The sequence below is a fragment of the Pseudomonas putida genome (genome assembly GCF_009883635.2).
Taxonomy (GTDB): Bacteria; Pseudomonadota; Gammaproteobacteria; order Pseudomonadales; family Pseudomonadaceae; genus Aquipseudomonas; species Aquipseudomonas putida_W.
Genome location: NZ_CP026115.2, coordinates 3,351,648 through 3,376,175 on the forward strand (window position 1 = coordinate 3,351,648; position 24,528 = coordinate 3,376,175).

19 protein-coding genes and 1 other RNA gene are annotated in these 24,528 nt (G+C 64.4%); 12 read left to right on the forward strand and 8 right to left on the reverse strand.

The window, feature by feature from the left end:
* Nucleotides 1–54: 54 nt before the first annotated feature.
* The 6 genes from tesB (at nucleotide 55) to C2H86_RS15285 (ending at nucleotide 5,665) form a co-directional block, all read left to right on the forward strand.
* Complete coding sequence (gene tesB, locus C2H86_RS15260; RefSeq protein WP_159408778.1) at nucleotides 55–924, forward strand: acyl-CoA thioesterase II; 870 nt, start codon at nucleotides 55–57, stop codon at nucleotides 922–924.
* On the forward strand, nucleotides 921–1,511 hold the full coding sequence (locus C2H86_RS15265; protein ID WP_159408779.1) for an HAD family hydrolase: 591 nt from the start codon (nucleotides 921–923) through the stop codon (nucleotides 1,509–1,511). Before tesB ends, C2H86_RS15265 begins: the two co-directional genes overlap by 4 nt.
* Nucleotides 1,512–1,609: 98 nt before the next feature.
* Nucleotides 1,610–2,620, forward strand: a complete 1,011-nt coding sequence (locus C2H86_RS15270) for a zinc-dependent alcohol dehydrogenase family protein (RefSeq protein ID WP_159408780.1) — start codon at nucleotides 1,610–1,612, stop codon at nucleotides 2,618–2,620.
* A gap of 113 nt (nucleotides 2,621–2,733) precedes the next feature.
* Nucleotides 2,734–3,849 (forward strand): ABC transporter substrate-binding protein, encoded by a 1,116-nt coding sequence (locus C2H86_RS15275; RefSeq protein WP_159408781.1) that lies wholly within the window; start codon nucleotides 2,734–2,736, stop codon nucleotides 3,847–3,849.
* Nucleotides 3,846–4,907, forward strand: coding sequence for a FecCD family ABC transporter permease (locus tag C2H86_RS15280; RefSeq protein WP_205524548.1), 1,062 nt, complete (start codon nucleotides 3,846–3,848; stop codon nucleotides 4,905–4,907). The genes C2H86_RS15275 and C2H86_RS15280 overlap by 4 nt, the downstream gene beginning before the upstream one ends.
* Entirely contained in the window at nucleotides 4,904–5,665 is a 762-nt protein-coding gene (locus tag C2H86_RS15285; RefSeq protein ID WP_159408782.1) for an ABC transporter ATP-binding protein, read from the forward strand. The genes C2H86_RS15280 and C2H86_RS15285 overlap by 4 nt, the downstream gene beginning before the upstream one ends.
* A gap of 40 nt (nucleotides 5,666–5,705) precedes the next feature.
* Here the strand turns inward: C2H86_RS15285 and C2H86_RS15290 are convergent, their stop codons facing one another.
* Nucleotides 5,706–6,404 (reverse strand): FadR/GntR family transcriptional regulator, encoded by a 699-nt coding sequence (locus C2H86_RS15290; protein WP_159408783.1) that lies wholly within the window; start codon nucleotides 6,402–6,404, stop codon nucleotides 5,706–5,708.
* Between the two features lie 259 nt (nucleotides 6,405–6,663).
* On the opposite strand from C2H86_RS15290, the gene C2H86_RS15295 reads away from it, so the two are divergent.
* Both C2H86_RS15295 and gudD read left to right on the forward strand, forming a co-directional pair.
* Nucleotides 6,664–8,016 carry an MFS transporter gene (locus tag C2H86_RS15295; protein ID WP_159408784.1) on the forward strand — a complete coding sequence of 451 codons (1,353 nt, stop codon included), beginning with the start codon at nucleotides 6,664–6,666 and terminating at the stop codon, nucleotides 8,014–8,016.
* Between the two features lie 19 nt (nucleotides 8,017–8,035).
* On the forward strand, nucleotides 8,036–9,391 hold the full coding sequence (gene gudD / locus C2H86_RS15300) for a glucarate dehydratase (protein ID WP_110637703.1): 1,356 nt from the start codon (nucleotides 8,036–8,038) through the stop codon (nucleotides 9,389–9,391).
* Nucleotides 9,392–9,439: 48 nt separating this feature from the next.
* Here the strand turns inward: gudD and C2H86_RS15305 are convergent, their stop codons facing one another.
* Complete coding sequence (locus tag C2H86_RS15305) at nucleotides 9,440–10,327, reverse strand: LysR substrate-binding domain-containing protein (RefSeq protein WP_159408785.1); 888 nt, start codon at nucleotides 10,325–10,327, stop codon at nucleotides 9,440–9,442.
* 99 nt (nucleotides 10,328–10,426) lie between these two features.
* On the opposite strand from C2H86_RS15305, the gene C2H86_RS15310 reads away from it, so the two are divergent.
* The 3 genes from C2H86_RS15310 to gabP all read left to right on the forward strand — a co-directional run bounded on the left by C2H86_RS15310 (nucleotide 10,427) and on the right by gabP (nucleotide 14,637).
* Complete coding sequence (locus C2H86_RS15310) at nucleotides 10,427–11,377, forward strand: 2-hydroxyacid dehydrogenase (RefSeq protein WP_159408786.1); 951 nt, start codon at nucleotides 10,427–10,429, stop codon at nucleotides 11,375–11,377.
* Nucleotides 11,378–11,536: 159 nt separating this feature from the next.
* The gene (locus tag C2H86_RS15315; protein WP_159408787.1) at nucleotides 11,537–12,880 is read left to right on the forward strand and encodes an MFS transporter; all 1,344 of its coding nucleotides are present in this window, start codon (nucleotides 11,537–11,539) and stop codon (nucleotides 12,878–12,880) included.
* 365 nt (nucleotides 12,881–13,245) lie between these two features.
* Nucleotides 13,246–14,637, forward strand: a complete 1,392-nt coding sequence (gabP, locus tag C2H86_RS15320; protein WP_159408788.1) for a GABA permease — start codon at nucleotides 13,246–13,248, stop codon at nucleotides 14,635–14,637.
* Between the two features lie 394 nt (nucleotides 14,638–15,031).
* Here the strand turns inward: gabP and C2H86_RS15325 are convergent, their stop codons facing one another.
* Nucleotides 15,032–15,895: a LysR family transcriptional regulator gene (locus C2H86_RS15325; protein WP_159408789.1), complete on the reverse strand. Its 864-nt coding sequence runs from the start codon at nucleotides 15,893–15,895 to the stop codon at nucleotides 15,032–15,034.
* Between the two features lie 170 nt (nucleotides 15,896–16,065).
* Between C2H86_RS15325 and C2H86_RS15330 the strand changes: the two genes are divergently transcribed.
* Entirely contained in the window at nucleotides 16,066–17,592 is a 1,527-nt protein-coding gene (locus C2H86_RS15330) for an MFS transporter (RefSeq protein WP_159408790.1), read from the forward strand.
* A gap of 47 nt (nucleotides 17,593–17,639) precedes the next feature.
* Here C2H86_RS15330 and ssrA read toward each other — a convergent pair.
* The 5 genes from ssrA to C2H86_RS15355 form a co-directional block, all read right to left on the reverse strand.
* Nucleotides 17,640–18,031, reverse strand: a transfer-messenger RNA (tmRNA) gene (gene ssrA / locus C2H86_RS15335).
* A gap of 101 nt (nucleotides 18,032–18,132) precedes the next feature.
* Nucleotides 18,133–18,429: a hypothetical protein gene (locus C2H86_RS15340; protein WP_159408791.1), complete on the reverse strand. Its 297-nt coding sequence runs from the start codon at nucleotides 18,427–18,429 to the stop codon at nucleotides 18,133–18,135.
* A gap of 184 nt (nucleotides 18,430–18,613) precedes the next feature.
* Complete coding sequence (locus tag C2H86_RS15345; protein ID WP_159408792.1) at nucleotides 18,614–21,424, reverse strand: FAD-binding and (Fe-S)-binding domain-containing protein; 2,811 nt, start codon at nucleotides 21,422–21,424, stop codon at nucleotides 18,614–18,616.
* A 75-nt stretch (nucleotides 21,425–21,499) separates the two neighbouring features.
* Nucleotides 21,500–22,645, reverse strand: coding sequence for an FMN-dependent L-lactate dehydrogenase LldD (gene lldD / locus C2H86_RS15350; RefSeq protein ID WP_159408793.1), 1,146 nt, complete (start codon nucleotides 22,643–22,645; stop codon nucleotides 21,500–21,502).
* 63 nt (nucleotides 22,646–22,708) lie between these two features.
* Nucleotides 22,709–24,379 (reverse strand): lactate permease LctP family transporter, encoded by a 1,671-nt coding sequence (locus C2H86_RS15355; RefSeq protein ID WP_159408794.1) that lies wholly within the window; start codon nucleotides 24,377–24,379, stop codon nucleotides 22,709–22,711.
* Nucleotides 24,380–24,528 lie beyond the last annotated feature (149 nt).

The following is a 24,528-nucleotide window of genomic DNA, read 5'->3' on the forward strand; positions in this document are numbered from 1 at the left end:
CGCCGCTCATGCGGCGCATCGCGAGCACGCTCGCTCCTACAAGGAGAACCCCCGATGAGTCATGTGTTGGACGACCTGGTCGACCTGTTGAGCCTCGAGTCGATCGAGGAGAACCTGTTCCGTGGCCGCAGCCAGGACCTGGGCTTCCGCCAGCTGTACGGTGGCCAGGTGTTGGGCCAGTCGCTGTCGGCCGCCAGCCAGACGGTCGAGGATGCGCGCCATGTGCATTCGTTGCACGGTTACTTCCTTCGCCCGGGCGATGCCAGCCTGCCGGTGGTCTATTCGGTGGACCGCGTGCGTGACGGCGGCAGCTTCAGCACCCGGCGGGTGACGGCGATCCAGAAGGGCCAGCCGATCTTCACCTGCAGCGCGTCGTTCCAGTACGACGAGGAAGGCTTCGAGCACCAGGTGCAGATGCCCGATGTGGTCGGCCCGGAAAACCTGCCGACCGAAGTCGAACTGGCCAGCGCCCATGCCGACAAGCTGCCCGAGCGCATCCGCGACAAGGTGCTGTGCGCCAAGCCGATCGAGATCCGCCCGGTGACCGAGCGCGACCCGTTCAATCCCCAGCCCGGCGACCCGGTGAAGTACGCCTGGTTCCGCGCCGACGGCACACTCCCGGACGTACCTGCACTGCACAAGTACCTGCTGGCCTACGCCTCCGATTTCGGCCTGTTGACCACCTCGCTGCTGCCCCATGGCAAGTCGGTGTGGCAGCGCGACATGCAGATCGCCAGCCTCGATCATTCGCTGTGGTTCCACCACAACCTGCGCGCCGATGAGTGGCTGCTGTACGCCACCGACAGCCCGTGGGCAGGCAATGCCCGTGGCTTCTGCCGCGGCAGCATCTTCAACCGCGCCGGCCAGCTGGTGGCGTCGTCGACCCAGGAAGGCCTGATTCGTCACCGCAAGGATTGGGCATGAGCCTGGGCGAAATCCACAACTGGGTGTTCGACATGGATGGCACCCTGACCGTGGCGGTGCACGATTTCGCCGCCATCCGCGTGGCCCTGGATATCCCGGCCGAGCACGACATTCTCACCCACCTGGCGGCGCTGCCGGCGGCGGAAGCGGCGGCCAAGCATGCCTGGCTGCTGGAACATGAACGCGACCTGGCGATTGCCTCGACAGCGGCCACCGGGGCGGTGGAGCTGGTGCGTGAACTGGCCGAGCGTGGTTGCCGCCTGGGCATCCTGACCCGCAATGCGCGGGAGCTGGCGCATGTGACGCTTGAGGCAATCGGCCTGGCGGACTGCTTTGCGGTCGAGCACATTCTCGGGCGCGATGAGGCAGAGCCCAAGCCGAGCCCGGATGGGCTGTTGAAGATTGCCCGCGCCTGGGGTGTGGCGCCCGGCGAGTTGGTGATGGTTGGGGATTACCGCTTTGACCTGGATTGTGGGCGGGCGGCAGGGGCGCGCACGGTGTTGGTGAATCTGCCGGATAATCCATGGCCGGAGCTGGTGGATTGGCATGCGGCAGATTGCCGGGCATTACGGGTGATGCTGGGCTGAGTTTTCTGTTACCTGTGCAGGCCTCTTCGCTTGTCCCGCGAAAGGGCCGCTACTGGCTATGCTGAACCCCAGTCTTTCCTCTGAATGGAGCCTCACTCATGACCAGCAAGGCCATCTATGTGCAACCCGGCGGCGGCTACGACAAGGTCGAAGTCGGCATCTGCGAGGCCCCAGCGCCCAAGGCCGGCGAGATCACCGTGCAGCTGCATGCCAGCTCCCTCAACTATCACGACTTCGCCGTGGTCAGCGGCATGTGGGGCCCGAGCGAGCGGCGCATTCCTATGGCCGACGGTGCCGGCGAAGTGATCGCGGTCGGTGCGGGTGTGAGCGAGTTCAAGGTCGGCGATAACGTCGTCAGCACCTTCTTCCCCGACTGGCTCGACGGCCAGGCCAATGTCGAAGGCTTTGGCCGGGTGCCTGGTGACGGCATCGATGGTTATGCCCGCGAACAGGTCACGGCTGCGGCCACCTCGTTCACCCTGGCACCCAAGGGCTTCAGCCATGCCGAGGCTGCGACCCTGACCACGGCCGGCCTTACCGCCTGGCGCACCTTGATGAGCGATGACCACCTCAAGCCGGGTGACACGGTGCTGGTGCAGGGCACCGGTGGTGTGTCGATCTTCGCCCTGCAGTTCGCCAAGCTGGCAGGTGCCACGGTCATCGCCACGTCGTCCAGCGACGCCAAGCTCGAACGCCTGAAAGCCCTCGGCGCCGACCACCTGATCAACTACAAGAGCACCCCGGCCTGGGGTGAGAAGGCGCGTGAGCTCACGGGCAATCGCGGCGTCGATCATGTGATCGAAGTGGGCGGGCCGGCGACCCTGGAGCAGTCGATGATCGCCGCGCGCATCGGTGGGCACGTGTCGCTGATCGGCATTCTTACCGGCGTGGCCGGGCAGCTGCCGCTGGTGCAGGCACTGGTGCGGCAGATCCGCCTGCAAGGTGTGCTGGTGGGCAGCCGTGCGCAGCAGCAGGCGATGGTGCGGGCGATCGATGCCAACGGCTTGCGGCCAGTGGTGGACAAGCATTTCGAGCTGGAGCAGATCGTCGAGGCGTTCCGCTATCAGGAGAGCAACCGGCATTTCGGCAAGATCTGCCTGACCTGGTGAAACTGTAACGAGCGCCCGACAAGCCAATACATTTGCGCACATCGGCAGGGGAAGGCGGCTGGCTAGAATGCCCCGCTTCAGATGCGACTGATTCTCTTCAAGAGGATTCCCCGATGTGCTTTCTTCGTTGTATTCGGCAGCGCCTGCTGCTTGCCCTCGTGGTGCTGGCGACCACTGCCGGCTTTGCGCAAACCGCCAGTGCCGTGGAAGTGACCGACGTGCTCGGGCGCAAGGTCGACGTCGATCATGCGCCGCAGCGCATCGTGCTCGGCGAAGGGCGGTTGTTCTTCGCCTTGGCCTTGCTCGACCGCGACGACCCGTTCCAGCGCGTGGTCGGCTGGCAGAACGACATGCGCCTGCTCGATCCGCACACCTACGATGTCTACGCCAAGCTGTACCCGCAGGTCGCCAGGCTGCCATTGATCGGCCAGGCCTCTGAGCAGAGCGTCAGTGCCGAGCAGATCCTCGCGCTCAAGCCGGACCTGGCGATCTTCAGCATCGCCGGCGAAGGCCCGACCCAGCACAGCCCGGTGGCCGACCTGCTGGAAAAGGCCGGGGTGCCGGTGCTGTTCGTCGACTTCCGCGTGCACCCGATCAGCAATACTCATGTCAGCATGCAGGCGCTGGGCGTCTTGCTCGGGCGTGAACAGCAGGCGCAGGAATACCTGAGCCTGTACGACCGCCACCTCAAGCACATCACCGACAGCGTGGCCTCGCTAAAGCCCAGTGAGCGGCCGAAAGTGTTTCTCGAACTGCTGGCGGGCGTGTGGCAGGCACCGGGGCATACCACCGGCAAGAGCGGGCTGGGCAGCGTGGTCGAGGCAGTCGGCGGGCACAATATCGGCGCCGACGTGGTGCCGGGCGCGCTGGGCGACGTCAGTGTCGAATACGTGCTGCAAGCCGACCCGGACGTGTACATCGCCACCGGCAACCGTGCGCCGGGCGTGCTGCTGGGCGCGGGTGTATCCACCGAGACTGCCCGCCAGAGCCTGGCGAAGATCACTGCACGCCCTGAGTTCGCGCCGCTGCGGCCGATCCAGGCTGGGCAGGCCCACGGCCTGTGGCATGACTTCTACAACTCGCCGTTCAACATCCTCGCGATCGAGGCCATGGCGCGTTGGGTGCATCCCGAGCGCTTCGAGGATGTCGACCCACAGGCCACCCTGGGTGAAATCAACCGCATGCTGAAGGTAGGCCTGGACGGCCAGTACTGGGTCGACGCCAAGTGACCGCGCTGGCGCAGGAGGGTGCGGCACTCGCCGCCTGGCATTACCGCCGCCTGCTCTGGCGGCGGGCCTTGCTGGTATTCGCGCTGGCGCTGATGCTGCTGCTGTCGGTGCTCGGAGACCTGGCCAGTGGTGCCTCGGGTATGAGCCTCGGGCAGCTGCTGCAGGGCATCTTCGACCCGGCGACGCTGAGCGCCACCGAGCGGGTGATCATCTGGAACGTGCGCCTGCCGTACTCGCTGATGGCGGTACAGGTGGGCTCGGCATTGGCGCTCGCTGGCGCCGAGATGCAGGCGATCCTCGACAACCCGCTGGCCAGCCCCTTCACCCTCGGCGTGTCGTCATCGGCGGCGCTCGGTGCATCGCTGGCGATCGCCTATCCACTGGGTATCGCGTGGCTGGCGCCAAGCGCGCAGGTGACGGTGATGGCCTTCGTCTTCGCCTGCCTGTCGGTGGTGTTGCTGCAGGCCATGTCGCGCTTGCGAGGTGCAGGGGTGGAGAGCCTAGTGCTGTTCGGCATTGCCTTGGTGTTCAGCTGCAATGCGCTGGTTTCGCTGCTGCAGTTGCTGGCCACCGAAGACGTGCTGCAGCAACTGGTGTTCTGGACCTTGGGCAGCCTGGCCCGGGCCGACTGGCAGAAGCTCGGCATCCTCGCCCTGGTGCTGGCGCTGCTGTTGCCGTTCTCGCTGCGCGCCGCGCCGGCCATGACCCTGTTGCGCATGGGCGAGGACCGCGCGCGCAGTTTTGGCGTGGACACCCGGCGCCTGCGCTTTGCCTCGCTGCTGCGCATCAGCCTGCTGTCGGCCACGGCCGTGGCATTCGTCGGCACCATCGGCTTCGTCGGCCTGGTCGGGCCGCATATCGCCCGCTTGCTGGTCGGTGAGGACCAACGCTTTCTGCTGCCGGCCAGCGCGCTGGTGGGGGCGTTGATGTTGTCGATGTCGTCGCTTGCCAGCAAGCTGATCCTGCCCGGGGTGATCGTGCCGGTGGGCATTGTCACGGCGTTGGTCGGGGTGCCGGTGTTCGTGCTGCTGGTATTCCGCCGGGGGAGAAGACTGTGAGCCTGTTGATCGATGAGGTGGCGGTCGCCTATGGTGCGCGGCAGATCCTGCACGGGGTGAGCTTGCCGGAGCTGCCGGCCGGTAGCCTGGTGGCGCTGGTCGGTCCCAATGGTGCGGGCAAGTCGACCTTGCTGCGGGCGCTGGCGGGGCTGGAGCGGATGAAGGGCGGCTTGAGCCTGGATGGCCAGGACGTGACCCGACTGAGCTTTGCCGAGCGCTCACGACGGCTGGCCTACATGCCCCAGCAACTGCCACCGGGGATAGCCCTTGGGGTGCTGGAAAGCATTGTCGCGGCGTTGCGCGTGAGTGGTACGGATGACCTGCTTGGCAACGCCTACGAGGCATTGCGTCAGCTCGGTATCGAGGCGCTGGCCGAGCGCTCGCTCGACAGCCTGTCCGGTGGCCAGCGGCAACTGGTGGCGCTGGCGCAGTTGATGGCGCGCAATCCGCAGGTGCTGTTGCTCGATGAGCCGACCAGTGCGCTGGACCTGCATTACCAGTTGCGGGTGATGGGCGCGGTGCGCGAGCGGGTGGTGGCGCATCGGTTGCTGGCAGTGGCGGTGTTGCATGATATCAACCTGGCCGCGAGCCATGCCGACTGGCTGGTGGTGTTGCGCGGGGGCAGGGTCGTGGCGTGCGGAGCGCCGGAGGAGGTGCTGCAGCCTGAACTGCTGGCTGAGGTGTATGGCGTCGAGGCGCGGGTTGAGCGGTGTTCGCAAGGGCGCTTGCAGGTGCTGGTGGATTGGGCGTTGGCCTGATTTATAAGGTTGACGCAGCTCCCACAGGAATAGCGCAATTTCAGTCCGGCAGGAGGCGATCGCGGCTGTTGGACAGGTGCAGGCAGATCGCCGCTCGCGCCGCATCCGGGTCCTGCCGGCGGATGGCATTGAGGATCGCCTCGTGCTCGAGGTTGGCCAGGTACGCGTGCCGCGCCAGCTTGGCCCCGGCGCGTTCGGCCAGGGCCATGCGGTTACGCGGGATCAGGCCGTTGCCCAGCTGCGCCATCATCTCGCTGAAATACAGGTTGCCGGTGGCCTCGGCGATCAACAGGTGAAAACGCCGGTCCGCCTCGATGCAGCTGTCACCGGCAGCCGCCAGGTCCTGATAATCATCCAGCGCCTGGCGCATGCGTGCCAGGTGCTCGTCACTGCGGCGCACGGCCGCCAGGGCCGCCGCCTGGCCCTCCAGGCCGATGCGCAGCTCCAGCAGGTCGCGCACGCTCGCGGCATTCTCCGCCCCCACGCGCAAACCCGCCTGGCCCTGGCGCTCCATCACGAAGGTGCCGATGCCGTGGCGCGGTTCTACCAGGCCTGAGGCCTGCAGCTTCGACAACGCTTCGCGGACCACGGTGCGGCTGACCCCATGCTCGCGCACCAGGGTGTTCTCCGACGGCAGTTTGTCTCCCGGCTTGAAGGTGCCCAGCAGGATCTGCTGGGTCAGGCTCGACACCAGGTCATGGGCGCGGCTGTGGCTGCGTTTGGCGGGGGAAGTATCCATGGGGAGTTCCAGGGCAAGGTGCTTGTACGACAAGTTAACCGATAAAAATATTTTTTGCCTGGTTTTTCCCTGCGCGGTAGAGGGCTGTTAATTGATTTGTCGTCATGTTCGACGCAATATTGCTAGTTATACGCTTGTATTTTGCTCTTTAGGCGACATTCGGCATCTTGTCGTACAACCTGGCTGCGCATATGCTCCGTTCCACTGTCATGTCAGAAAACTTCGACCCGCACAAAAACAATTAGTGGGAGATCCACAAGTGAACGACACCCTCGCTCCGTCTGCCCGGAATGAAGGCGACGCTTTGGCCAGTGCCGTGGCCAAGGTCAAGCGCCACGTCTTGCCGCTGTTCGTCATCATGTTCATCGTCAACTACCTCGACCGCGTCAACATCGGCTTCGTCCGCCCGCACCTGGAAAGCGACCTGGGCATCAGTGCTGCCGCCTTTGGTTTCGGCGCCGGGCTGTTCTTCATCGGCTACGCGCTGTTCGAGGTGCCCTCGAACATGCTGCTGCAAAAGGTCGGTGCGCGGCTGTGGCTGACCCGCATCATGTTCACCTGGGGCCTGGTGGCCACCGCCATGGCTTTCGTCCAGAACGAAACCCAGTTCTACGTGCTGCGCTTCCTGCTGGGCGTGGCCGAGGCGGGCTTCTTCCCCGGTGTTATCTACTACTTCACCCGCTGGCTGCCGGCTGCCGAGCGCGGCAAGGCGATCGCGATCTTCCTCAGCGGCTCTGCCTTGGCGTCGCTGATTTCCGGGCCGCTGGCCGGTGCGCTGATGCAGATCCAGGGCCTGGGCCTGCACGGCTGGCAGTGGATGCTGTTCATCGAAGGCATGGCCTCGGTGACCCTGTGCTTCTTCGTGTTCTTCTGGCTCGACTCCAAGCCGCAGGATGCCAAGTGGTTGAGCCAGGCCGAACAGGAGGCGCTGGTAGCGACCATCGACCGTGAGCAGCAAGAGCGTGAAGCGGTCGGTGCGGTGAAGCCATCGGCCTGGAGCCTGCTCAAGGACCGCCAGATCGTGCTGTTCTGCCTGATCTACTTCTGCATCCAGCTGACCATCTACGCTGCCACCTTCTGGCTGCCAAGCATCATCAAGCGCATGGGCGACCTTAGCGATCTGCAGGTCGGCTTCTTCAACTCGATCCCCTGGCTGATCTCGATCATCGCCATGTACGCCTTCGCCGCCGGCTCCACGCGCTGGAAGTTCCAGCAGGCCTGGGTGGCGGGTGCCTTGATAGTCGCCGCCATCGGCATGTTCATGTCTACCACCGGCGGCCCGGTGTTCGCCTTTGTCGCGGTGTGTTTCGCCGCCATCGGCTTCAAGTCGGCCTCATCGCTGTTCTGGCCGATCCCGCAAGGCTACCTGGACGCCCGCATCGCTGCGGCGGTGATCGCCCTGATCAACTCGGTCGGCAACCTCGGCGGCTTCGTCGCCCCTACCACCTTCGGCCTGCTCGAACAGCAGACCGGGTCGATCCAGGGCGGGCTGTATGGCCTGGCCGTGACCTCGGTGCTGGCGGCCATCGCCATCTTCTTCGTACGCATTCGCCCAAAGGGCGCTCCCTCTGAAGACCACAAGGCGCCTTCGGCCTTGGGCCAGACCCACTGATGACTGCGAGACAACAACCATGAATATGCAGACCAATCCCGCCGTTCACACAAGTACCCCGGTCGTCACCGACCTGCGCGTTATCCCCGTGGCTGGCCACGACAGCATGCTGCTCAACCTCAGTGGCGCCCACGGCCCGTACTTCACCCGCAACGTCGTGGTGCTGCGCGACAGTGCCGGCAACACCGGCCTGGGCGAAGTGCCCGGTGGCGAGAAGATCCGCCAGACCCTGGAGGACGCCCGCAGCCTGGTGGTCGGCCAGCCGATCGGCCACTACCAGCGCGTGCTCAACGCCATGCGCCAGACCTTTGCCAACCGCGATTCCGCCGGCCGAGGCCTGCAGACCTTCGACCTGCGCATCACCGTGCACGCGGTGACCGCCATCGAGTCGGCGCTGCTCGACCTGCTCGGCCAGCACCTCAACGTGCCGATGGCGGCGCTGCTGGGTGAGGGCCAGCAGCGCGAGGCGGTGAAGATGCTCGGCTACCTGTTCTACATCGGCGACCGCCAGCAGACCGACCTGGCCTACCGCAACGAAGCCGATGCCGACGACGACTGGTTCCGCCTGCGCCACGAAAAGGCCCTGACCCCGGAAGCGGTGGTGCGCCTGGCCGAAGCCGCCAAACAGCGCTATGGCTTCAGCGACTTCAAGCTCAAGGGCGGTGTGTTGCGTGGCGAGGAGGAAATGGAAGCGGTAACAGCCTTGGCCGAACGCTTCCCCGAAGCGCGTATCACCCTCGACCCGAACGGCGCTTGGTCGCTGAAAGAGGCCATCGCCTTGTGCCGCGACAAGCACGATGTGCTGGCCTATGCCGAAGACCCTTGCGGTGCCGAGAACGGCTATTCGGGCCGTGAGGTGATGGCCGAGTTCCGCCGTGCCACCGGCCTGCCGACGGCCACCAACATGATCGCCACCGACTGGCGGCAGATGGGCCATGCGATCCAGCTGCAGTCGGTGGACATCCCCTTGGCCGACCCGCACTTCTGGACCTTGCAAGGTTCGGTGCGGGTGGCGCAGATGTGCAACGACTGGGGCCTGACCTGGGGCTCGCACTCGAACAACCACTTCGACATTTCGTTGGCGATGTTCACCCAGGTGGCAGCGGCGGCGCCGGGTGAGATCACCGCCATCGATACCCACTGGATCTGGCAGGACGGTCAGCGCCTGACCCGTGAGCCGCTGCGGATCGTCGATGGCCATGTGCGGGTGCCGGCGCGGCCGGGGCTGGGGGTGGAGCTGGATGAAGACCAGCTGGCGAAGGCCCATGAGTGCTACCGCAATATGGGGTTGGGGGCGCGGGATGACAGCGTAGCGATGCAGTTCCTGATTCCGGGTTGGAGCTTCGACAACAAGCGGCCTTGCCTGGTGCGTTAAGGCATCCGGCCTCTTCGCGGGACAAGCCCGCGAAGAGGCCAGAACAGGCTATCCCTTCTCGAAAAAGGCCCGCGCCATCGCCACAAAGCTCCCCAGCACCGGGTTCGGGTTATCCCGGCAAAACGCCAGAAAGATCTCCGCCTGCTGCTCCATCCCCACCAACGGCTTGAACACCACCTGCTCCAGGCGCAATGCCTGCGCCGAAGCTGGCACCACCGCACAGCCCAGCCCGACATTGACCAAGCCCAGGATCGAATGCGTTTGCCCCAGCTGATGCAGGTACTGCGGCTGCACCTCATGCCGGGCAAACAGGTTGGCGATGCGGTCATGGAAATAGCGCCCTTCGTTGGCGCTGTACATCACGAACGGCTGCTCATCGAAATCGCTTGGCTTGAGCCGCTCGCGTGCCGCCAGCGCATGCCCGGCGGGGAGGGCGGCGACGAAGGGTTCGCGATGGATCGGCAAGTATTCCACACGGGCACTGGGCATCACCTGGCGCACCAGGCCGACATCGATCAAGCCCGCTTCCAGGTCATGCACCTGGGTGGACGAGACGCGCTCGCTGAGCACCAGCTCGATGTCCGGCAAGGTCTGCCCGGCGTGCACCAGCAAGCGCGGGATCATGCTGTAGGCGCCGACGGCAGTGAAGCCCAGGGTCAGGCGGCCGGCTTCGCCATGGGCGATACGCCGCGCCGACTGGCTGGCCGATTCGGCGATTTGCAGGATGCGCCGGGCATCTTCGAGAAAGCTTTGCCCGGCCAAGGTCAGGCGCGCCTGGCGGTTGTTGCGCTCCAGCAACAGCACCCCGAGGGCGTGTTCCAGCAGCTGGATCTGCCGGCTCAGCGGCGGCTGTGTCATGTGCAGGCGGGTGGCGGCGCGGCCGAAATGCAGCTCTTCGGCGACGGCGACGAAGCAGCGCAACTGGTGCAGCTCCATGATTCAATTCCTGAATTATTCGATCCAGCATCTATATTAGACCTGTATCAAATGCGGGCCTAGCATCGAGTCATGTCTTCGAACTGCCGGATGCCCACGATGAACAACAAACCCATCGACGTGTTGCTGACCCAGCCCGTACCCGAGGCCATCGATGCCCAGCTGGTCAGCGCCTATCAAGTGCATCGCCTGTATCAGCACGACCACCCGCAACAGCTGCTCGCCGAAGTTGGCCCGCGCATTCGCGCGGTGGTCACCGGTGGCGCCAAGGGCCTGTCGAACGCGCTGATGGACCAGTTGCCCGCCCTCGAGATCATCGCCATCAGCGGTATCGGCACCGACGCCGTGGACCTGCGCCACGCAGCCAGCCGCGGCATCCATGTCACCACCACACCGGGCGTGCTCACCGCCGATGTGGCCGACTTGGCCATGGGCCTGATCATCAGCACCCTGCGCCGCCTGGGCGAGGGTGAGCGGTTGGTGCGCGACGGATTGTGGAGCACGGTCAACCTGCCATTGGCGCGCAAGGTCAGCGGCATCGATCTGGGCATCGTCGGGCTGGGCGAGGTGGGCAAGGCTATCGCTCGGCGCGCCACTGCATTCGACATGCGCATTGCCTACAACGGGCGACGCGAGCAGCCAGCAACCGGTTACCGCTACGAGGCCGATCTGGTCGAGCTGGCGCGTTCGGTGGATGTGCTGGTGGTGGCGGCTTCCGCCGATGGCGGCCAGGTGCTGGTGACGGCCGAGGTGCTCGATGCACTGGGGCCGGAGGGGTACCTGGTGAATGTGGCGCGCGGCAAGTTGGTCGATGAGGACGCGCTGGTCGAGGCGTTGCGTGAGCAGCGCATTGCCGGGGCCGGGCTGGATGTGTTCGTCGATGAGCCGTATGTACCGCCAGCGTTGCGTGACCTGAATCAGGTCAGCCTGCAGCCCCATCGTGGTAGCGCCACGCTGCAGACCCGGTTGGAGATGGGGCGCATGGTGCTGAACAACCTTGCAGCCTGTTTTCGAGGTGAGGTGCCGCCGAATCGGGTGATCGACCTTTAGGGCCTCTTCGCGGGACAAGCCCGCTCCTACAAAGACAGGTGAAATCCTGTAGGAGCGGGCTTGCCCCGCGAAGAGGCCGGCACAGGCAACACAAGGCCCAAGGGCCACACCTTCTCCGTACAAGAACAATCGCTTCCACCGAGAGGCAAGAGGGTCCACATGAACAGCAAATCCGCCGTCGCCGCACCGCAGGCCGTGGCCGGGATCGGTCGCCATCGCTTCCTGGTCCTGGCGCTGATCTTCGTCATCACCGTCATCAACTACGCCGACCGCGCCACCTTGTCGATCACCGGCACCGAAGTACTGAAAGACCTGGGTCTGGACCCGGTGATGCTGGGCATGATCTTCTCGGCGTTCGCCTGGGCCTACGCCCTGGGCCAGGTGCCCGGCGGCTGGCTGCTCGACCGCTTCGGCGCGCGCCGGGTGTACGGCGTCAGCCTGATTCTCTGGTCACTGTTCACCCTGCTGCAAGGCACCGTCGGCTGGCTGGGCCTGGCCGGGGTGTCGGCGGCGGTGGCGCTGTTCTCCCTGCGCTTCATGCTCGGCCTGGTGGAGTCACCGGCGTTCCCGGCCAACTCGCGCATCGTCAGCTGCTGGTTCCCGACCCGTGAACGCGGCACGGCCTCTGCCTTGTTCAACTCGGCGCAGTACATGGCCGTGGTGGTGTTCGCCCCGCTGATGGCGTGGATGACCCACAGCCTGAGCTGGGAGCAGGTATTTATCTGGATGGGCGTGCTGGGGCTGGTGCTGAGCGTGGTGTGGTTCCGTCTTTATCACGAACCGCACAGCGCACCAGGGCTGAGCCGCGAAGAGCTGGACTACATGCGTGAAGGCGGCGCCCTGGTCGACCTGGAAAGGGAGCGCAAGACGGCCAAGAGCAAACCGACCCGTGCCGAGATCGCGCAGTTGTTCACCAGCCGTAACCTGTGGGCAGTGTACCTGGGCCAGTACTGCATCACCGCGCTTACCTACTTCTTCATCACCTGGTTCCCGATCTATCTGATCAAGGGCCGTGGCATGACCATCATGGAAGCCGGCTGGGTCGCTGCGCTGCCAGCCATCTGCGGCTTCACCGGCGGCATTCTCGGCGGCTTCGTTTCGGACTGGCTGATCCGCCGCGGCGTGCACCCGTCGAAGGCACGCAAGACCCCGTTCGTGATCGGCATGGCGCTGTCTACCAGCCTGGTGCTGGCCAACTATGTGGACGGCAACGCGGCGGTAATCGCCCTGATGACCCTGGCCTTCTTCGGCAAGGGCCTGGCGGCGGTGGGCTGGGCGGTGCTGTCGGACGTGGCGCCGAAGAAGATGGTCGGCCTGTGCGGTGGCGTGTTCAACGGCATCGGCAACATCGCCGGCATCGTCACCCCGCTGGTGATTGGTTACGTGGTCGCCAGCACCGGCTCGTTCCACAACGCACTCTGGTTCGTGGCCGCCCATGGCGTGCTGGGGATCTTCGCTTACCTGTTGCTGGCCAGGCGCTTCGAGCGTACCGGGCAGGCGTAGGCAGACGCCTGAGCAACAGAGGCCCCGGGAGACCGGGGCTTTTTTGTGCCCGGCAGAAACACATCCAGATGAAAAACTAAAGCGTCAGATGGACCCCTGACGTGATCGAATATGCCATTCGCGACATCTGGCGTTTATGGAAATGCGCTGTCGTGATCGAACAGTTCCGAGGCGTTCTCGTGTAATTTCCCGCAGCCTTGCAAGGCTTAAATGAAGCCCGAACCGCACTGACACGTTGCTCTGTGATGCGTGCCAAAGATCAACAACAGAGCGCTAGCAACGTGTCGACTTATTGATTTGAAAGGAGATATTTTCGCCTACGCCTGCCCGTCCATCCTTGTGTCAGCAAAAAGAGAACAACATCAATGAACACCGTGGGATCTGATGGCAACCTTGCACAAGGTTTCAAGCCACGTCATGTAACGATGCTGTCCATCGCCGGCATCATCGGCGCAGGACTTTTCGTAGGTTCCGGGCACGCCATTGCGGCGGCCGGGCCAGCCACCATTCTTTCATACTTCGTGGCCGGGACCCTGGTGGTACTGGTCATGCGCATGCTCGGCGAAATGGCCGTGGCACACCCGGACACTGGATCGTTCTCCACCTACGCTGACCAGGCCATCGGCCGCTGGGCCGGCTATACCATCGGCTGGTTGTACTGGTGGTTCTGGGTGCTGGTGATCCCGATCGAGGCATTGGCAGCAGGGCATGTGCTCAACGCCTGGTTCCCTGATATCCCCAGCTGGATCTTCGCCCTCGCTTCGGTGCTGTTGCTGGCGGGCACCAACCTGTTCAGCGTGGCCAAGTACGGCGAATTCGAGTTCTGGTTCGCCATCCTCAAGGTCACGGCGATTCTCGGCTTCATCGGCTTGGGCTTTGCCGCGCTGATGGGCTGGCTGCCCAACCGTGAAGTCAGTGGCCTGAGCGGGCTGATCGCCGAACACGGCGGCTTTGCGCCGAAAGGCTGGTCAGCGGTGATCGGTGCGTTCATCACCGTGATGTTCAGCTTTATCGGCACCGAGGCCGTGACTATCGCCGCGTCCGAGTCCAGCGACCCGTCGCGCAATATCGCCAAGGCCACCCGCTCGGTGATCTGGCGCATCAGCACCTTCTACATCCTGTCGATCTTCGTGATCATCTCGGTAGTGCCATGGAACGATCCGCAGCTGGCGGTGGTGGGTTCGTACCAGCGCGCGCTGGAAATCATGAACATTCCCAACGCTGCCTTCATGGTCGACCTGGTAGTGCTGGTGGCCGTGACCAGCTGCATGAACTCGTCGATCTACATCGCCTCGCGGATGATGTACTCGCTGGCCAAGCGCGGCGACGCCCCGGCGTTCCTCAACAAGACCTCCAAGGTCGGTGTGCCACGTTCCGCAGTGTTCGGCAGCACCCTGATCGGCGCCGGCATTGCCGTGCTGAACTACTTCGCGCCCAAGGGTGTGTTCGAGTTTCTGCTGGCCAGCTCCGGCGCCATCGCACTGCTGGTGTACATGGTCATCGCCATCTCCCAGCTGCGCATGCGCCGCCGCCTGGAGCGCGAGAACACGGAACTCAAGTTCCGCATGTGGCTGTTCCCGTACCTGACCTGGGCGGTGATCATCTTCATCGCCGGTGCTCTGGCCGTAATGATGTACACGCCAGAGCATCGGGCGGAAGTGAGTTCGACCTTGGGCCTGGCGATCGTGATTTCCTTCCTGGGGATCGTGACCTCGCGGGGCCATGCGCAAACGGTGGGGGCGCGGTCGATGGGGTGATTGAGTTCACCTTGCAAGAAGGGCGAGGGCACCAGTGGATGGGTGCCCTTGTTTTTTTTGTGTTCGGCGATATTGATTCAGCGCCTATGAGATCGAGCGCCGCCCGCGCGGCGCATCGCGAGCTAGCGCTCGCTCCTACGTTTGTTTCTGGCCAGTAACGCCTGTGCCAGGCGCGCGCGACCGCCTTGTTTGTACGACGCGATATCGCGCCATGCACCAAGGCGTTCGCGCGCAAAATCCACAGGAATAATTGGCCCGAAACAAACGTAGGAGCGAGCGTTAGCTCGCGATGCGCCGCGCGGGCGGCGCTCGATCTGTTAGGCGCTGAAAATGTTGTGGTGAACACCTGGCGGAGATAAAAGCCTCATCAGCGCTGAGACGAATTGCTCGGGCTCTAATCGCCCACCATCTCGATGTACCTGCTCACCGCTGGCGCTTTCTCGAACCGCCTGTGGACCAGGCTCAACCAAGAGCTGGCCTGGCAATCGGCAATCCGCCGGTAGTTCACCTGCGGCAGGCTGATGCGCTGCACCACCGACTCCGGCACCACGGCGATCCCTTGCCCCAGCGACACCAAGGTAATCACTGCCACCAGGCTGCCCGGTTGCGGCCCCAGCCGTGGGACGAAGCTACCCTGTGCCGCCACCTCCAGCGTGCCGGAAATCTGTTCCGGCAGGATGAAGGTCTCATTGGCCAGGCGCGCTGCAGGAATCTGCGACAGTTCGTTGATCCGCGAGCTGGCGGGCAGGGCGAGCACGAAGCCTTCCTGATGCAGGGCGATGGCTTCGAGTTCTTCCGGCAACTCCATCGGCGAGCGCACATAAGCCAGATCAAGCAGACCATCACGCACCATGCCCGGCAGCTCGGCCATGGGCAGTTCACGGATGTTCAAACGCACGCCGGGGTGTGCATCGCTGAAGCTGATCACCTGCCGCTGCAGCATGCCTGAATACGCCGCCGACGCCACATAACCCAGCTCGATACGCCCGCTTTCGCCACGGCCGGCACGTTGGGCGCCCAGCTGCGCGGCATCGAACTGGCGCACCGCCTGCTCGGCCTCGATCAGCAGCGCCTGGCCGGCGGCGGTGAGGTTCACTTCGCGCTGATTGCGCTCGAACAGCCGCACGCCCAGCTCGCGCTCCATGTCCTGGATCTGCCGGCTAAGGGTGGGCGGCGCGATGCCTAGCTGCTCGGCAGCACGGGTGAAGTGGCCGTGGCGAGCGACGCAGAGGAAGTAGCGGAAGTGGCGAATCTCCATGCGGTGTTACCTGCAGGCTAATGATGCGGTTCCTTGAGGCTAACAAGCTTCGGGGCCGAAGGCATTAAGGTGAATCCACTGCACTGTACCTGTGGGAGCCGCGCTTGCCGGCGATGGGCTGCAAAGCAGCCCCGGCGATCTCACTGGCCAGCCAACCCCGGAGCCTATCCATGCCCTCAGCACGCTTTACCCTGCTCACCGCCTCCCTGGTCTGCGCCCTGATCATCCTCGACACCAACATCGTCGCCGTCAGCCTACCGAGCATCGCCCGCGACCTGTCTGGCTCGTTCGCCGATATCGAATGGGTAGTCAGCGCCTACCTCCTGGCTTTCGCCGCCTGCCTGCTGCCCGCCGGCAGCCTGGCCGACCGCTTCGGTCGCCAGCGCATGCTGCTGATCGGCTTGGCCGTGTTCGCCATCGCCTCGCTGGCCTGTGGCGCGGCGCCCAGCCTGCTGTTCCTCGACCTTGCCCGGGCAGCCAAAGGTATAGGCGCGGCCATGCTGCTGACCTCGGCCTTGGCGGCCATCGGCCACCGCTTCCACGAACCGCAGGAGCGCATGCGCGCCTGGGCGTTCTGGGGCGCCTGCATGGGTGCGACCATCACCTTCGCGCCATTGCTCGGCGGCGTGATCGCCAGCACTCTTGGCTGGCGCTGGATCTTCTACATCAACCTGCCATTGGTCGCGGTGCTGGCGCTGATGGTGTTGCGCAGTATCGAAGAGTCTCGCGACAGTGACGCTGCACGGCTCGACCCGATGGGCAGCCTGACCTTCGCCGGCAGCCTGGGTTGCCTGATCTGGGCGATGATCGAGGCCAACCAGGTGGGCTGGACCAGTGTCGATACGCTCGGGCGGCTGCTGATCAGTGCGTTCCTGTTTGGGCTGTTCATCATGGTTGAGCGGAGCCAGGAGCGACCGATGATCGACCTGCAACTAATGCGCAGCGGTCGCTTCATTGGAGCATTACTGGGGATGTTCGCTTACGCCGCTTGTGCGCAGGTGATGATGACGTTGTTGCCGTTGTACCTGCAGAACGGTCTGCAGTTGTCGGCGCTGGCGGCGGGGGCGGGGATGTTGCCGTTTGCGGTGGCGATGTTGCTGACGCCGCGGTGGGGGATGCGATTGGCTGTGCGGTTGAGCCCGGCGCAGGTGTTTGCATTGGGGCTGGTGTTGGTGGGGGTGGGGAATCTGCTATGTGCCTGGGCTGTGGGGGTTGGGGGGTATGGGGCGTTTGCCTTGGCCAGTCTGGTGCTGGGGGCGGGGGCTGGGCTGCTTAATGGGGATACGCAGAAGAACATCATGGCGTGTGTGCCGCGGGAACGGACGGGGATGGCTTCGGGGTTGAGTACGACTACGCGGTTTGGGGCGATTGTGCTTGCTATCGGTATCTTCGGCGGGGTGTTGGCCGCACGCAGTGAACAGTTACTGCGCCAGGCGATACAGCAGGTGGCGCCTGAGCAATTGGGCAATGTTGGCGCCATGGCGGCTCGCGTAGCAGCGGGTGACGTGCCGGCGGCGCTGGCGATAGCCGAACCGAACTTGCGCGAAACTGTGGCACCCTTGGCGTTGCAAGCGTTCTTCGGTGGTTTCCAGACGATGTTGCTATGTGCCGGCGGTGCGGCATTGGTGTTCTCTGTGCTGGTTGGATTGCTGCTCAGCCGTCCGCTGCCGGCATTGGTGCTGCAATCTGCGCGCTAGGTCCAGGCACAAAAAAAGACGCCCCAGGGCGTCTTCTTTCTTGGATTTGGTGGAGCCGGGGGGATTTGAACCCCCGTCCGCCAGTACTCCGCTGTCGGTACTACATGCTTAGCCGTGTCTACTGATTTAATCCGCAGCCGCCCGACGGGCAGGGTGCTTTGGATGAGTTGGGTAAGTTTTAGTCGCTTTGCCCCCAACGTGCTACACGACGATCCTGTTCTGTATGACAATCATTTCGGGTTTACAGGCATCCCCTGATGATTGCTGGAGCCGAAGCTACCAGGAGAGCGGGCTCAGCTGCTTACGCAGCGAGAGCGTAGCCCTCGTAGTTTTCGTCATTGGCAACTATAGAAAGTTGCAACAGTGGATTTACGAGTTCTGTTACCAACTCGGCATGCACCTAGAGTTTCGCTACCGGCGTCGAATCCTGATCGGCCCCACACTAGCTCTTGGCTAACGCACCTTACGGTACGTGAGGCGGAGTATACGCCATTGTGCGGGCGACGTCGACAGCCGGTCCTGTCGCCCACGCTGGAGGGCTCAAGCACCGCCGCTACCACCGGACGTGCCGCTGCCTTTCTCGGTTTTTTCCAGACGCTCAAGCACTTTGCTGGTGATGGCGATGCAGCCTTTGGTGTCACCTGAAGCCTGGGCGGCCTTGGCTTTGTCGACCTGCTCGGTCACGGCTTTGTCCAAGCCATCTGAGGTAGCACCGGCGGTGGCCATGCTGTCGTCGATCTTCTGCAGGTTGGCGGTGCACAGGTCTTCGGCGGCGAATACCGGCGAAGCCAAGAGGGTTGCGGCCGCGAAGAGGGCCGAGAGCGCGGTACCTTTCATGGGTGTCTCCTTTTATGGCCGCTTGGAAGTGGGCCTATAAAGGTGGACTGCTGTGATTTGGCGGCGGTTCAATCGGGGTGTTGGCTTGACGACATGCTGGTGTGTGGCCAGATGTTGCGGGCGAGGGCTTTGCCCTCGATTCGCGGGGCAAGCCCGCGAATGGGTCGTGAAGCTTCTTGTAAGGTCAGATACTGCGTGGGCGGGTGACGCGGTCTACCAGGTAGACCAGGCCGTGATAGTCGATGCCGCTATGGCTGGACAGGCCGATTTCACAGGTGCGGCTGGTGGAGATGCCTTCGCTGCAATACTGCACCGCATCTTTCAGGCTGCGCAGCGAGTGGGCGTTGAGCTCGGGGGTGGTGAAGCCCTTGTCGCCAGCGAAGCCGCAGCAGTGGATACCTTCCGGAATCACCACCTGCTTGCTGCAACGGCGTGCCAGGTCGATCAGTGCCTGGCTTTCGCCCAGGTGCTGGGTGCTGCAGGTCACGTGCACGGCCACCGGCTCGTCCTGGGGAGTGAACTCAAGCTTATCGAGCAGGTGGGTGCGGATGAAGCGCACCGGGTCGTACAGGTCCAGCCGGGTTTCGCGCAGGTCTTGCACCATGCGCAGGGTGCAGGGGCTGGTGTCGCAGTAGATCGGGTCGAGGCCGCCGCGGCTGGCGTGGAGCAGGGCGTTGATCAGCTCCTGGCGCTTGTGTTCGGCCTGCTCGGGGTAGCCCTTGGAGGCGAACGGCTGACCGCAGCAGAGGCTGTCGGCGTTGTCCGGGAACACCACCTGGTAGCCGGCTTTTTCCAATAGGGCGCGGGTCTTGTCGAGCAGCGAGCTTTGCTCGCGGTCGGCGAAGGCCGGGCCCATCACGCGCGATACGCAGGCGGCGAGGTAGACGACGCGGGGGCGGGCGTCGTTGCTTGCCGGGCCGAAGTGCATCGTGCGCAGCGGCTGTGGCATGGTCGGGGTCCACTGTGGCAGGTGGCCTTTGCTGACTTTGCTCAGTGCTGTGCTGAGGCGCCCCAGGCGTGGGGCGCCGAGCAGCTTGCGGGCGGTGTTGGCGGCGGTCAGGGTGAAGCGGGCGCCGCCCAAGGCGGTGTGGAAGTGCTCGGCCAACCAGTCGGCGGCCTTGGCGTGGTTGGCAGCCTGGCTGCGCAGCTTCTTTACCAGTTCGCCGGTATTGATCCCGACCGGGCAGCGCTGGGCGCACAGGCCGGTAGCGGCGCAGGTGTCGATGCCTTGGTACTGGTAGGTCTGCAGCAGCTCACGGGTGTCGATGCCGGCGCGTTGCTTCGCCTGGATGTCGCGCCACATGACGATGCGCTGGCGTGGGCTGAGAGTCAGGCCCTTGGAGGGGCAGACCGGTTCGCAGAAGCCGCACTCGATGCACTTGTCGACGATCTCGTCGGCGGCGGGCAGCGGCTTGAGGTTCTTAAGGTGGATATCCGGGTCTTCGCTCAGCACCACGTCGGGGTTGAGGATGCCGTTGGGGTCGAGCAGGCGCTTGAGCTTCCACATCAGCTGGTAGGCGTCATGGCCCCATTCCAGCTCCACGAACGGCGCCATGTTGCGCCCGGTGCCGTGTTCGGCCTTGAGCGAGCCGCCGAACTCGACGGCCACCAGTTGCGCCACGTCGTCCATGAAGGCCTGGTAGCGCGCGACTTCCTCGGCGCTGTTGAAGCCCTGGGTGAAGACGAAGTGCAGGTTACCTTCCAGCGCGTGGCCGAAGATGATCGCCTCGTCGTAATGGTGCTTGTCGAACAGCTGGATCAGGCGGTTGACGCCTTCGGCCAGTTGCTCGATGGGGAAGGTGACGTCTTCGATGATCACCGTGGTGCCGGTCTGGCGCACGGCGCCGACGGCGGGGAAGGTGTCCTTGCGGATCTTCCACAGCTGGTTGTACACGGCCGGGTCTTCGCTGAAGTCGACCTTCTGCTCCAGCGGGTAGTCGGCGATCGAGGCCATCACTAGCTGCAGTTGTTCGTGCAGCAGGCTCTGGCTGGCTGCGCGGGACTCGATCAGCAGCGCGCAGGCGTTGTCCGACAGGCCTTTGACCCACAGCGGCATGCCCGGCATGTTCTGCACCGAACGCAGGCTGCGGCGGTCGAGCAGTTCGACGGCGGAAACCGGCTGGCGCTTGAGCACGGTGACGGCGCGGCAGCAGCTTTCCACGCTGGGGAATACCAGCAAGGCGCTGGCCTTGTGCGGGTGATCCGGCACGGTGTCGTAGGTGACGGCGCTGATGAAGCCCAGGGTGCCTTCGGAACCGACCAGCAAGTGCTGCAGGATATCCAGCGGTTGGTCGTAGTCCACCAGTGCGTTGAGTGACAAGCCGGTGGTGTTCTTCAGCCGGTATTTGTGCCGGATGCGGTCGGCCAGTTCAGTGTTGGCGCGGGTTTCGCGGCCCAGCCGGGCCAGCGCTTCGAGCAGGTCGGCGTGGCTGTTTTCAAAGGCCGCGACACTGGCCGGGTCTTCGCTGTCCAGGCGGGTGCCGTCGGCCAGCACCAGGCGCAGGCCGGCGAGGGTGTGGTAGGTGTTCTGCGCGGTGCCGCAGCACATTCCACTGGCGTTGTTGGCGACGATACCGCCGATCTTGCAGGCGTTGATCGAGGCCGGGTCGGGGCCGATCTTGCGCCCGTACGGGGCCAGCCAGGCGTTGGCCTGGGCGCCGATGACGCCGGGCTGCAGGCGGATCTGTTCGCCTTGGCCGCGGATTTCTTTACCCCCCCAGCTATCGCCGAGCACGATCAGCACCGAATCGCTGATGGCCTGGCCGGACAGGCTGGTGCCGGCGGCGCGGAAGGTCACCGGTACGCGATCGCGCTGGGCCAGTTGAATCAGCCCGACCACTTCGTCCTCGGACTCGACGCGCACCACCAGCTTGGGGATCAGCCGGTAGAAGCTGGCGTCGGTGCCGAAGGCCAGGGTGGAGGTCGGGTCGTCGAAACGGCGTTCGGCGGGGATCAGGCGCTCGGCATCACGCAGGAACGCAGCGGGCAGGCTCATGCAATCTCCTCGCGGGGCCGCAGCGTCTGGCGCGCAGCGTGCCCCGGTCATTCAGGCGGTACAGTAGAGGGGCGCTCAGGCGCCCAGTTCGCGGACCAGCGAGTCGCGGGTGATCTCGCTGATCGACTTGGCGCCAGTCAGCACCATGGCCACGCGCATTTCCTTCTCGAACAGTTCGAGCAGGTTCTTCACCCCGGCCTGGCCGTGCACGGCCAGGGCCCAGAGGAATGCGCGGCCGATCAGCACGGTGTCGGCACCGAGGGCGATCATGCGCACCACGTCGAGGCCGCTGCGGATGCCCGAGTCGGCAAGAATCTTCAGGTCGCCTTTGACCGCGTCGGCAATCGCCGGCAGGGCGCGGGCGCTAGACAGCACGCCGTCGAGCTGGCGGCCGCCGTGGTTGGACACGACGATGCCGTCGGCGCCGAACTTGACCGCGTCACGGGCATCATCGGCGTCGAGGATGCCCTTGATGATCATCGGGCCTTCCCAGAATTCACGAATCCACTCCAGGTCCTTCCACGAGATCGACGGGTCGAAGTTGTTGCCCAGCCAGCCGATGTAGTCGGCAAGGCCCGTGGGGTTGCCGCGGTACTTGGAGATGTTGCCCAAGTCGTGCGGGCGGCCCATCACGCCGACGTCCCACGCCCACTCGGGGTGAGTCATGGCCTGCAACACGCGGCGGATCGGGCCGTTCGCGCCGCTCATGCCGGAGTGGGCGTCGCGGTAGCGGGCGCCAGGCACCGGCATGTCGACGGTGAACACCAGGGTTTTAACACCGGCGGCCTTGGCCCGCTCCAGGGCGTTGCGCATGAAGCCGCGGTCCTTGAGCACGTACAGCTGGAACCACATCGGCCGGTCGATGGCGGGCGCCACTTCTTCGATCGGGCACACCGACACCGTCGACATGGTGAACGGAATGCCATGGGCCGCCGCCGCACGCGCCGCCTGCACTTCGCCACGGCGGGCGTACATGCCGGTAAGGCCCACCGGGGCCAGGGCCACGGGCATGCTCAGGGTCTCGTCGAACAGCTTGGTTTCGAGGCTGAGCTCGGACATGTTCTTCAGTACGCGCTGGCGCAGGGCAATGCTGGCCAGGTCCGAGACGTTGTGGCGCAGGGTGTGCTCGGCGTAGGCGCCGCCGTCGGCGTAGTGGAAGAGGAAGGGGGGCAGCTTGCGTTGGGCCGCGGCGCGATAGTCGGTGGAGGCGGAAATGATCATGGATTCTCGCAGCGTGGGTTGAAGGAGATGCCGGGCGCGTGATGGCGCCCGGCCCCTTTCACTTTAGTGATGAACCAGCATGCCGGTCAGCCAATAGGCCTGGATCAAGGTGATCAGGCCGACGATGGTGGCGAAGAACAGGCTGTGCTTGACGGTGAAGCGGAACAGGTCGGATTCCTTGCCGACCAGGCCGGTGGCGGCGCAGGCCACGGCGATCGACTGTGGCGAGATCATCTTGCCGGTCACGCCGCCGCTGGTGTTGGCCGCGACCAGCAGGGTGTCGTTGACCCCGATCTGGTGCGCGGTGGTGGCCTGCAGCGAGCTGAACAGGGCGTTGGACGAGGTGTCGGAGCCGGTCAGGAACACGCCCAACCAGCCGAGGAACGGCGAGAAGAACGGGAACGCGGCGCCCGTACCGGCCAGCACCAGGGCCATGGTCGAGGACATGCCCGAGTAGTTGGTGACGAAGGCGAAGGCCAGCACCATGCCGATCGACAGGATTGGCCAGCGCAGTTCCCAGAAGGTCTCCTTGAAAGTGGTCAGACCAGTTTTTAAGTTGATCTTCAGCACAGCCATGGAGATTAGTGCCGAGAGGAAGATTGCGGTGCCGGTGGCGGAGATCGGGTCGAGCTTGAACACCGCTGGCATGGCCGTCGGTGCGGTGACGATCGGCGCGGTCTTGATCACCAGTTGGTCGAGGTGTGGGATGGCGAAGTTGAACACGAAGTTGTACATCGCGCCGCCCGGGGCGAAGGCCGCCTTGAACGGCTTCAGGGTCCAGATGGTGACCAGCACGGTGAGGATCAGGAACGGCGACCAGGCCTTGAAGATCTCGCCGAAACTGTAAGGGGTCGGCTGGCTGCCGCTCGGCTGCACCACGGCGGCGCCGACGCTGCCCTTGGCTTCGGAGAACGAGCGCTTGGGTTGCCAGACTTTCAGGAACAGCGTCAGGCAGATCAGGCTGGCCAGGGCTGAGGTAATGTCCGGCAGCTCAGGGCCGATGAAGTTCGAGGTGAAGTACTGGGTCACGGCGAAGCTCAGGCCGGCAACCAGGGCGGCAGGCCAGGTTTCTTTCACGCCGCGCAGGCCGTCCATCATGAACACCAGCCAGAACGGCACGAACAGCGACAGCAATGGCAGCTGGCGGCCAGTCATGGCGCCGATGTGGAAGGCGTCGATGCCGGTGACCTGGCCGGCCACGATGATCGGGATGCCCAAGGCGCCGAAGGCCACTGGTGCGGTGTTGGCGATCAGGCACAGGCCGGCGGCGTACAGCGGGTTGAAGCCCAGGCCCACCAGCAGCGCGGCAGTGATGGCCACCGGTGCGCCGAAGCCGGCGGCGCCTTCGAGGAAGGCGCCGAAGCAGAAGCCGATCAGCAGTACCTGCAGGCGCTGGTCGTCGGTGATCGACAGCACCGAGCTGCGGATCACTTCGAACTGGCCGCTCTTGACCGTGAGTTTGTACAGGAACACCGCGGCAACGATGATCCAGGCAATCGGCCAGAGGCCATAGAGGAAGCCATAACCTGCGGCAGCCAGGGCCATGTCGACAGGCATCTGGAAGGCAAAGATCGCCACCAGGATCGACAGGGCAAGGGTAATGCTGCCAGCTACGTGCCCTTTGAGGCGGAACACGGCCAGGGCCAGGAAGAAGAACACGATAGGAATGACCGCCGCCAGTGCGGACAGGCCGAGACTACCAAGCGGGGTATAGAGTTGTTGCCAGGTTTGCATATGGGGTGGCCCCTAATTGTTGTTGGTCAGGCACTGGCATTGGATAATTGGTAAGACCAATTTACAATGGCTGGTCGCTAGGTTAAAAGCGCTGTCGTGGGTGTGTCAATTTGTCCTGTGCAAAACTTTGGTCGCGGGTCGATGAACGG

What these genes read in the sequence shown, in the direction of transcription:
- C2H86_RS15355 (WP_159408794.1), bottom strand. Translation starts at nt 24,379, where the DNA reads ATGCAAACCTGGCAACAACTCTATACCCCGCTTGGTAGTCTCGGCCTG.
- C2H86_RS15340 (WP_159408791.1), bottom strand. Translation starts at nt 18,429, where the DNA reads ATGAAAGGTACCGCGCTCTCGGCCCTCTTCGCGGCCGCAACCCTCTTG.
- C2H86_RS15275 (WP_159408781.1), top strand. Translation starts at nt 2,734, where the DNA reads ATGTGCTTTCTTCGTTGTATTCGGCAGCGCCTGCTGCTTGCCCTCGTG.
- C2H86_RS15325 (WP_159408789.1), bottom strand. Translation starts at nt 15,895, where the DNA reads ATGGAGATTCGCCACTTCCGCTACTTCCTCTGCGTCGCTCGCCACGGC.
- C2H86_RS15315 (WP_159408787.1), top strand. Translation starts at nt 11,537, where the DNA reads ATGAACAGCAAATCCGCCGTCGCCGCACCGCAGGCCGTGGCCGGGATC.
- lldD (WP_159408793.1), bottom strand. Translation starts at nt 22,645, where the DNA reads ATGATCATTTCCGCCTCCACCGACTATCGCGCCGCGGCCCAACGCAAG.
- C2H86_RS15305 (WP_159408785.1), bottom strand. Translation starts at nt 10,327, where the DNA reads ATGGAGCTGCACCAGTTGCGCTGCTTCGTCGCCGTCGCCGAAGAGCTG.
- C2H86_RS15265 (WP_159408779.1), top strand. Translation starts at nt 921, where the DNA reads ATGAGCCTGGGCGAAATCCACAACTGGGTGTTCGACATGGATGGCACC.
- tesB (WP_159408778.1), top strand. Translation starts at nt 55, where the DNA reads ATGAGTCATGTGTTGGACGACCTGGTCGACCTGTTGAGCCTCGAGTCG.
- C2H86_RS15290 (WP_159408783.1), bottom strand. Translation starts at nt 6,404, where the DNA reads ATGGATACTTCCCCCGCCAAACGCAGCCACAGCCGCGCCCATGACCTG.
- gabP (WP_159408788.1), top strand. Translation starts at nt 13,246, where the DNA reads ATGAACACCGTGGGATCTGATGGCAACCTTGCACAAGGTTTCAAGCCA.
- C2H86_RS15270 (WP_159408780.1), top strand. Translation starts at nt 1,610, where the DNA reads ATGACCAGCAAGGCCATCTATGTGCAACCCGGCGGCGGCTACGACAAG.
- C2H86_RS15345 (WP_159408792.1), bottom strand. Translation starts at nt 21,424, where the DNA reads ATGAGCCTGCCCGCTGCGTTCCTGCGTGATGCCGAGCGCCTGATCCCC.
- C2H86_RS15330 (WP_159408790.1), top strand. Translation starts at nt 16,066, where the DNA reads ATGCCCTCAGCACGCTTTACCCTGCTCACCGCCTCCCTGGTCTGCGCC.
- C2H86_RS15310 (WP_159408786.1), top strand. Translation starts at nt 10,427, where the DNA reads ATGAACAACAAACCCATCGACGTGTTGCTGACCCAGCCCGTACCCGAG.
- gudD (WP_110637703.1), top strand. Translation starts at nt 8,036, where the DNA reads ATGAATATGCAGACCAATCCCGCCGTTCACACAAGTACCCCGGTCGTC.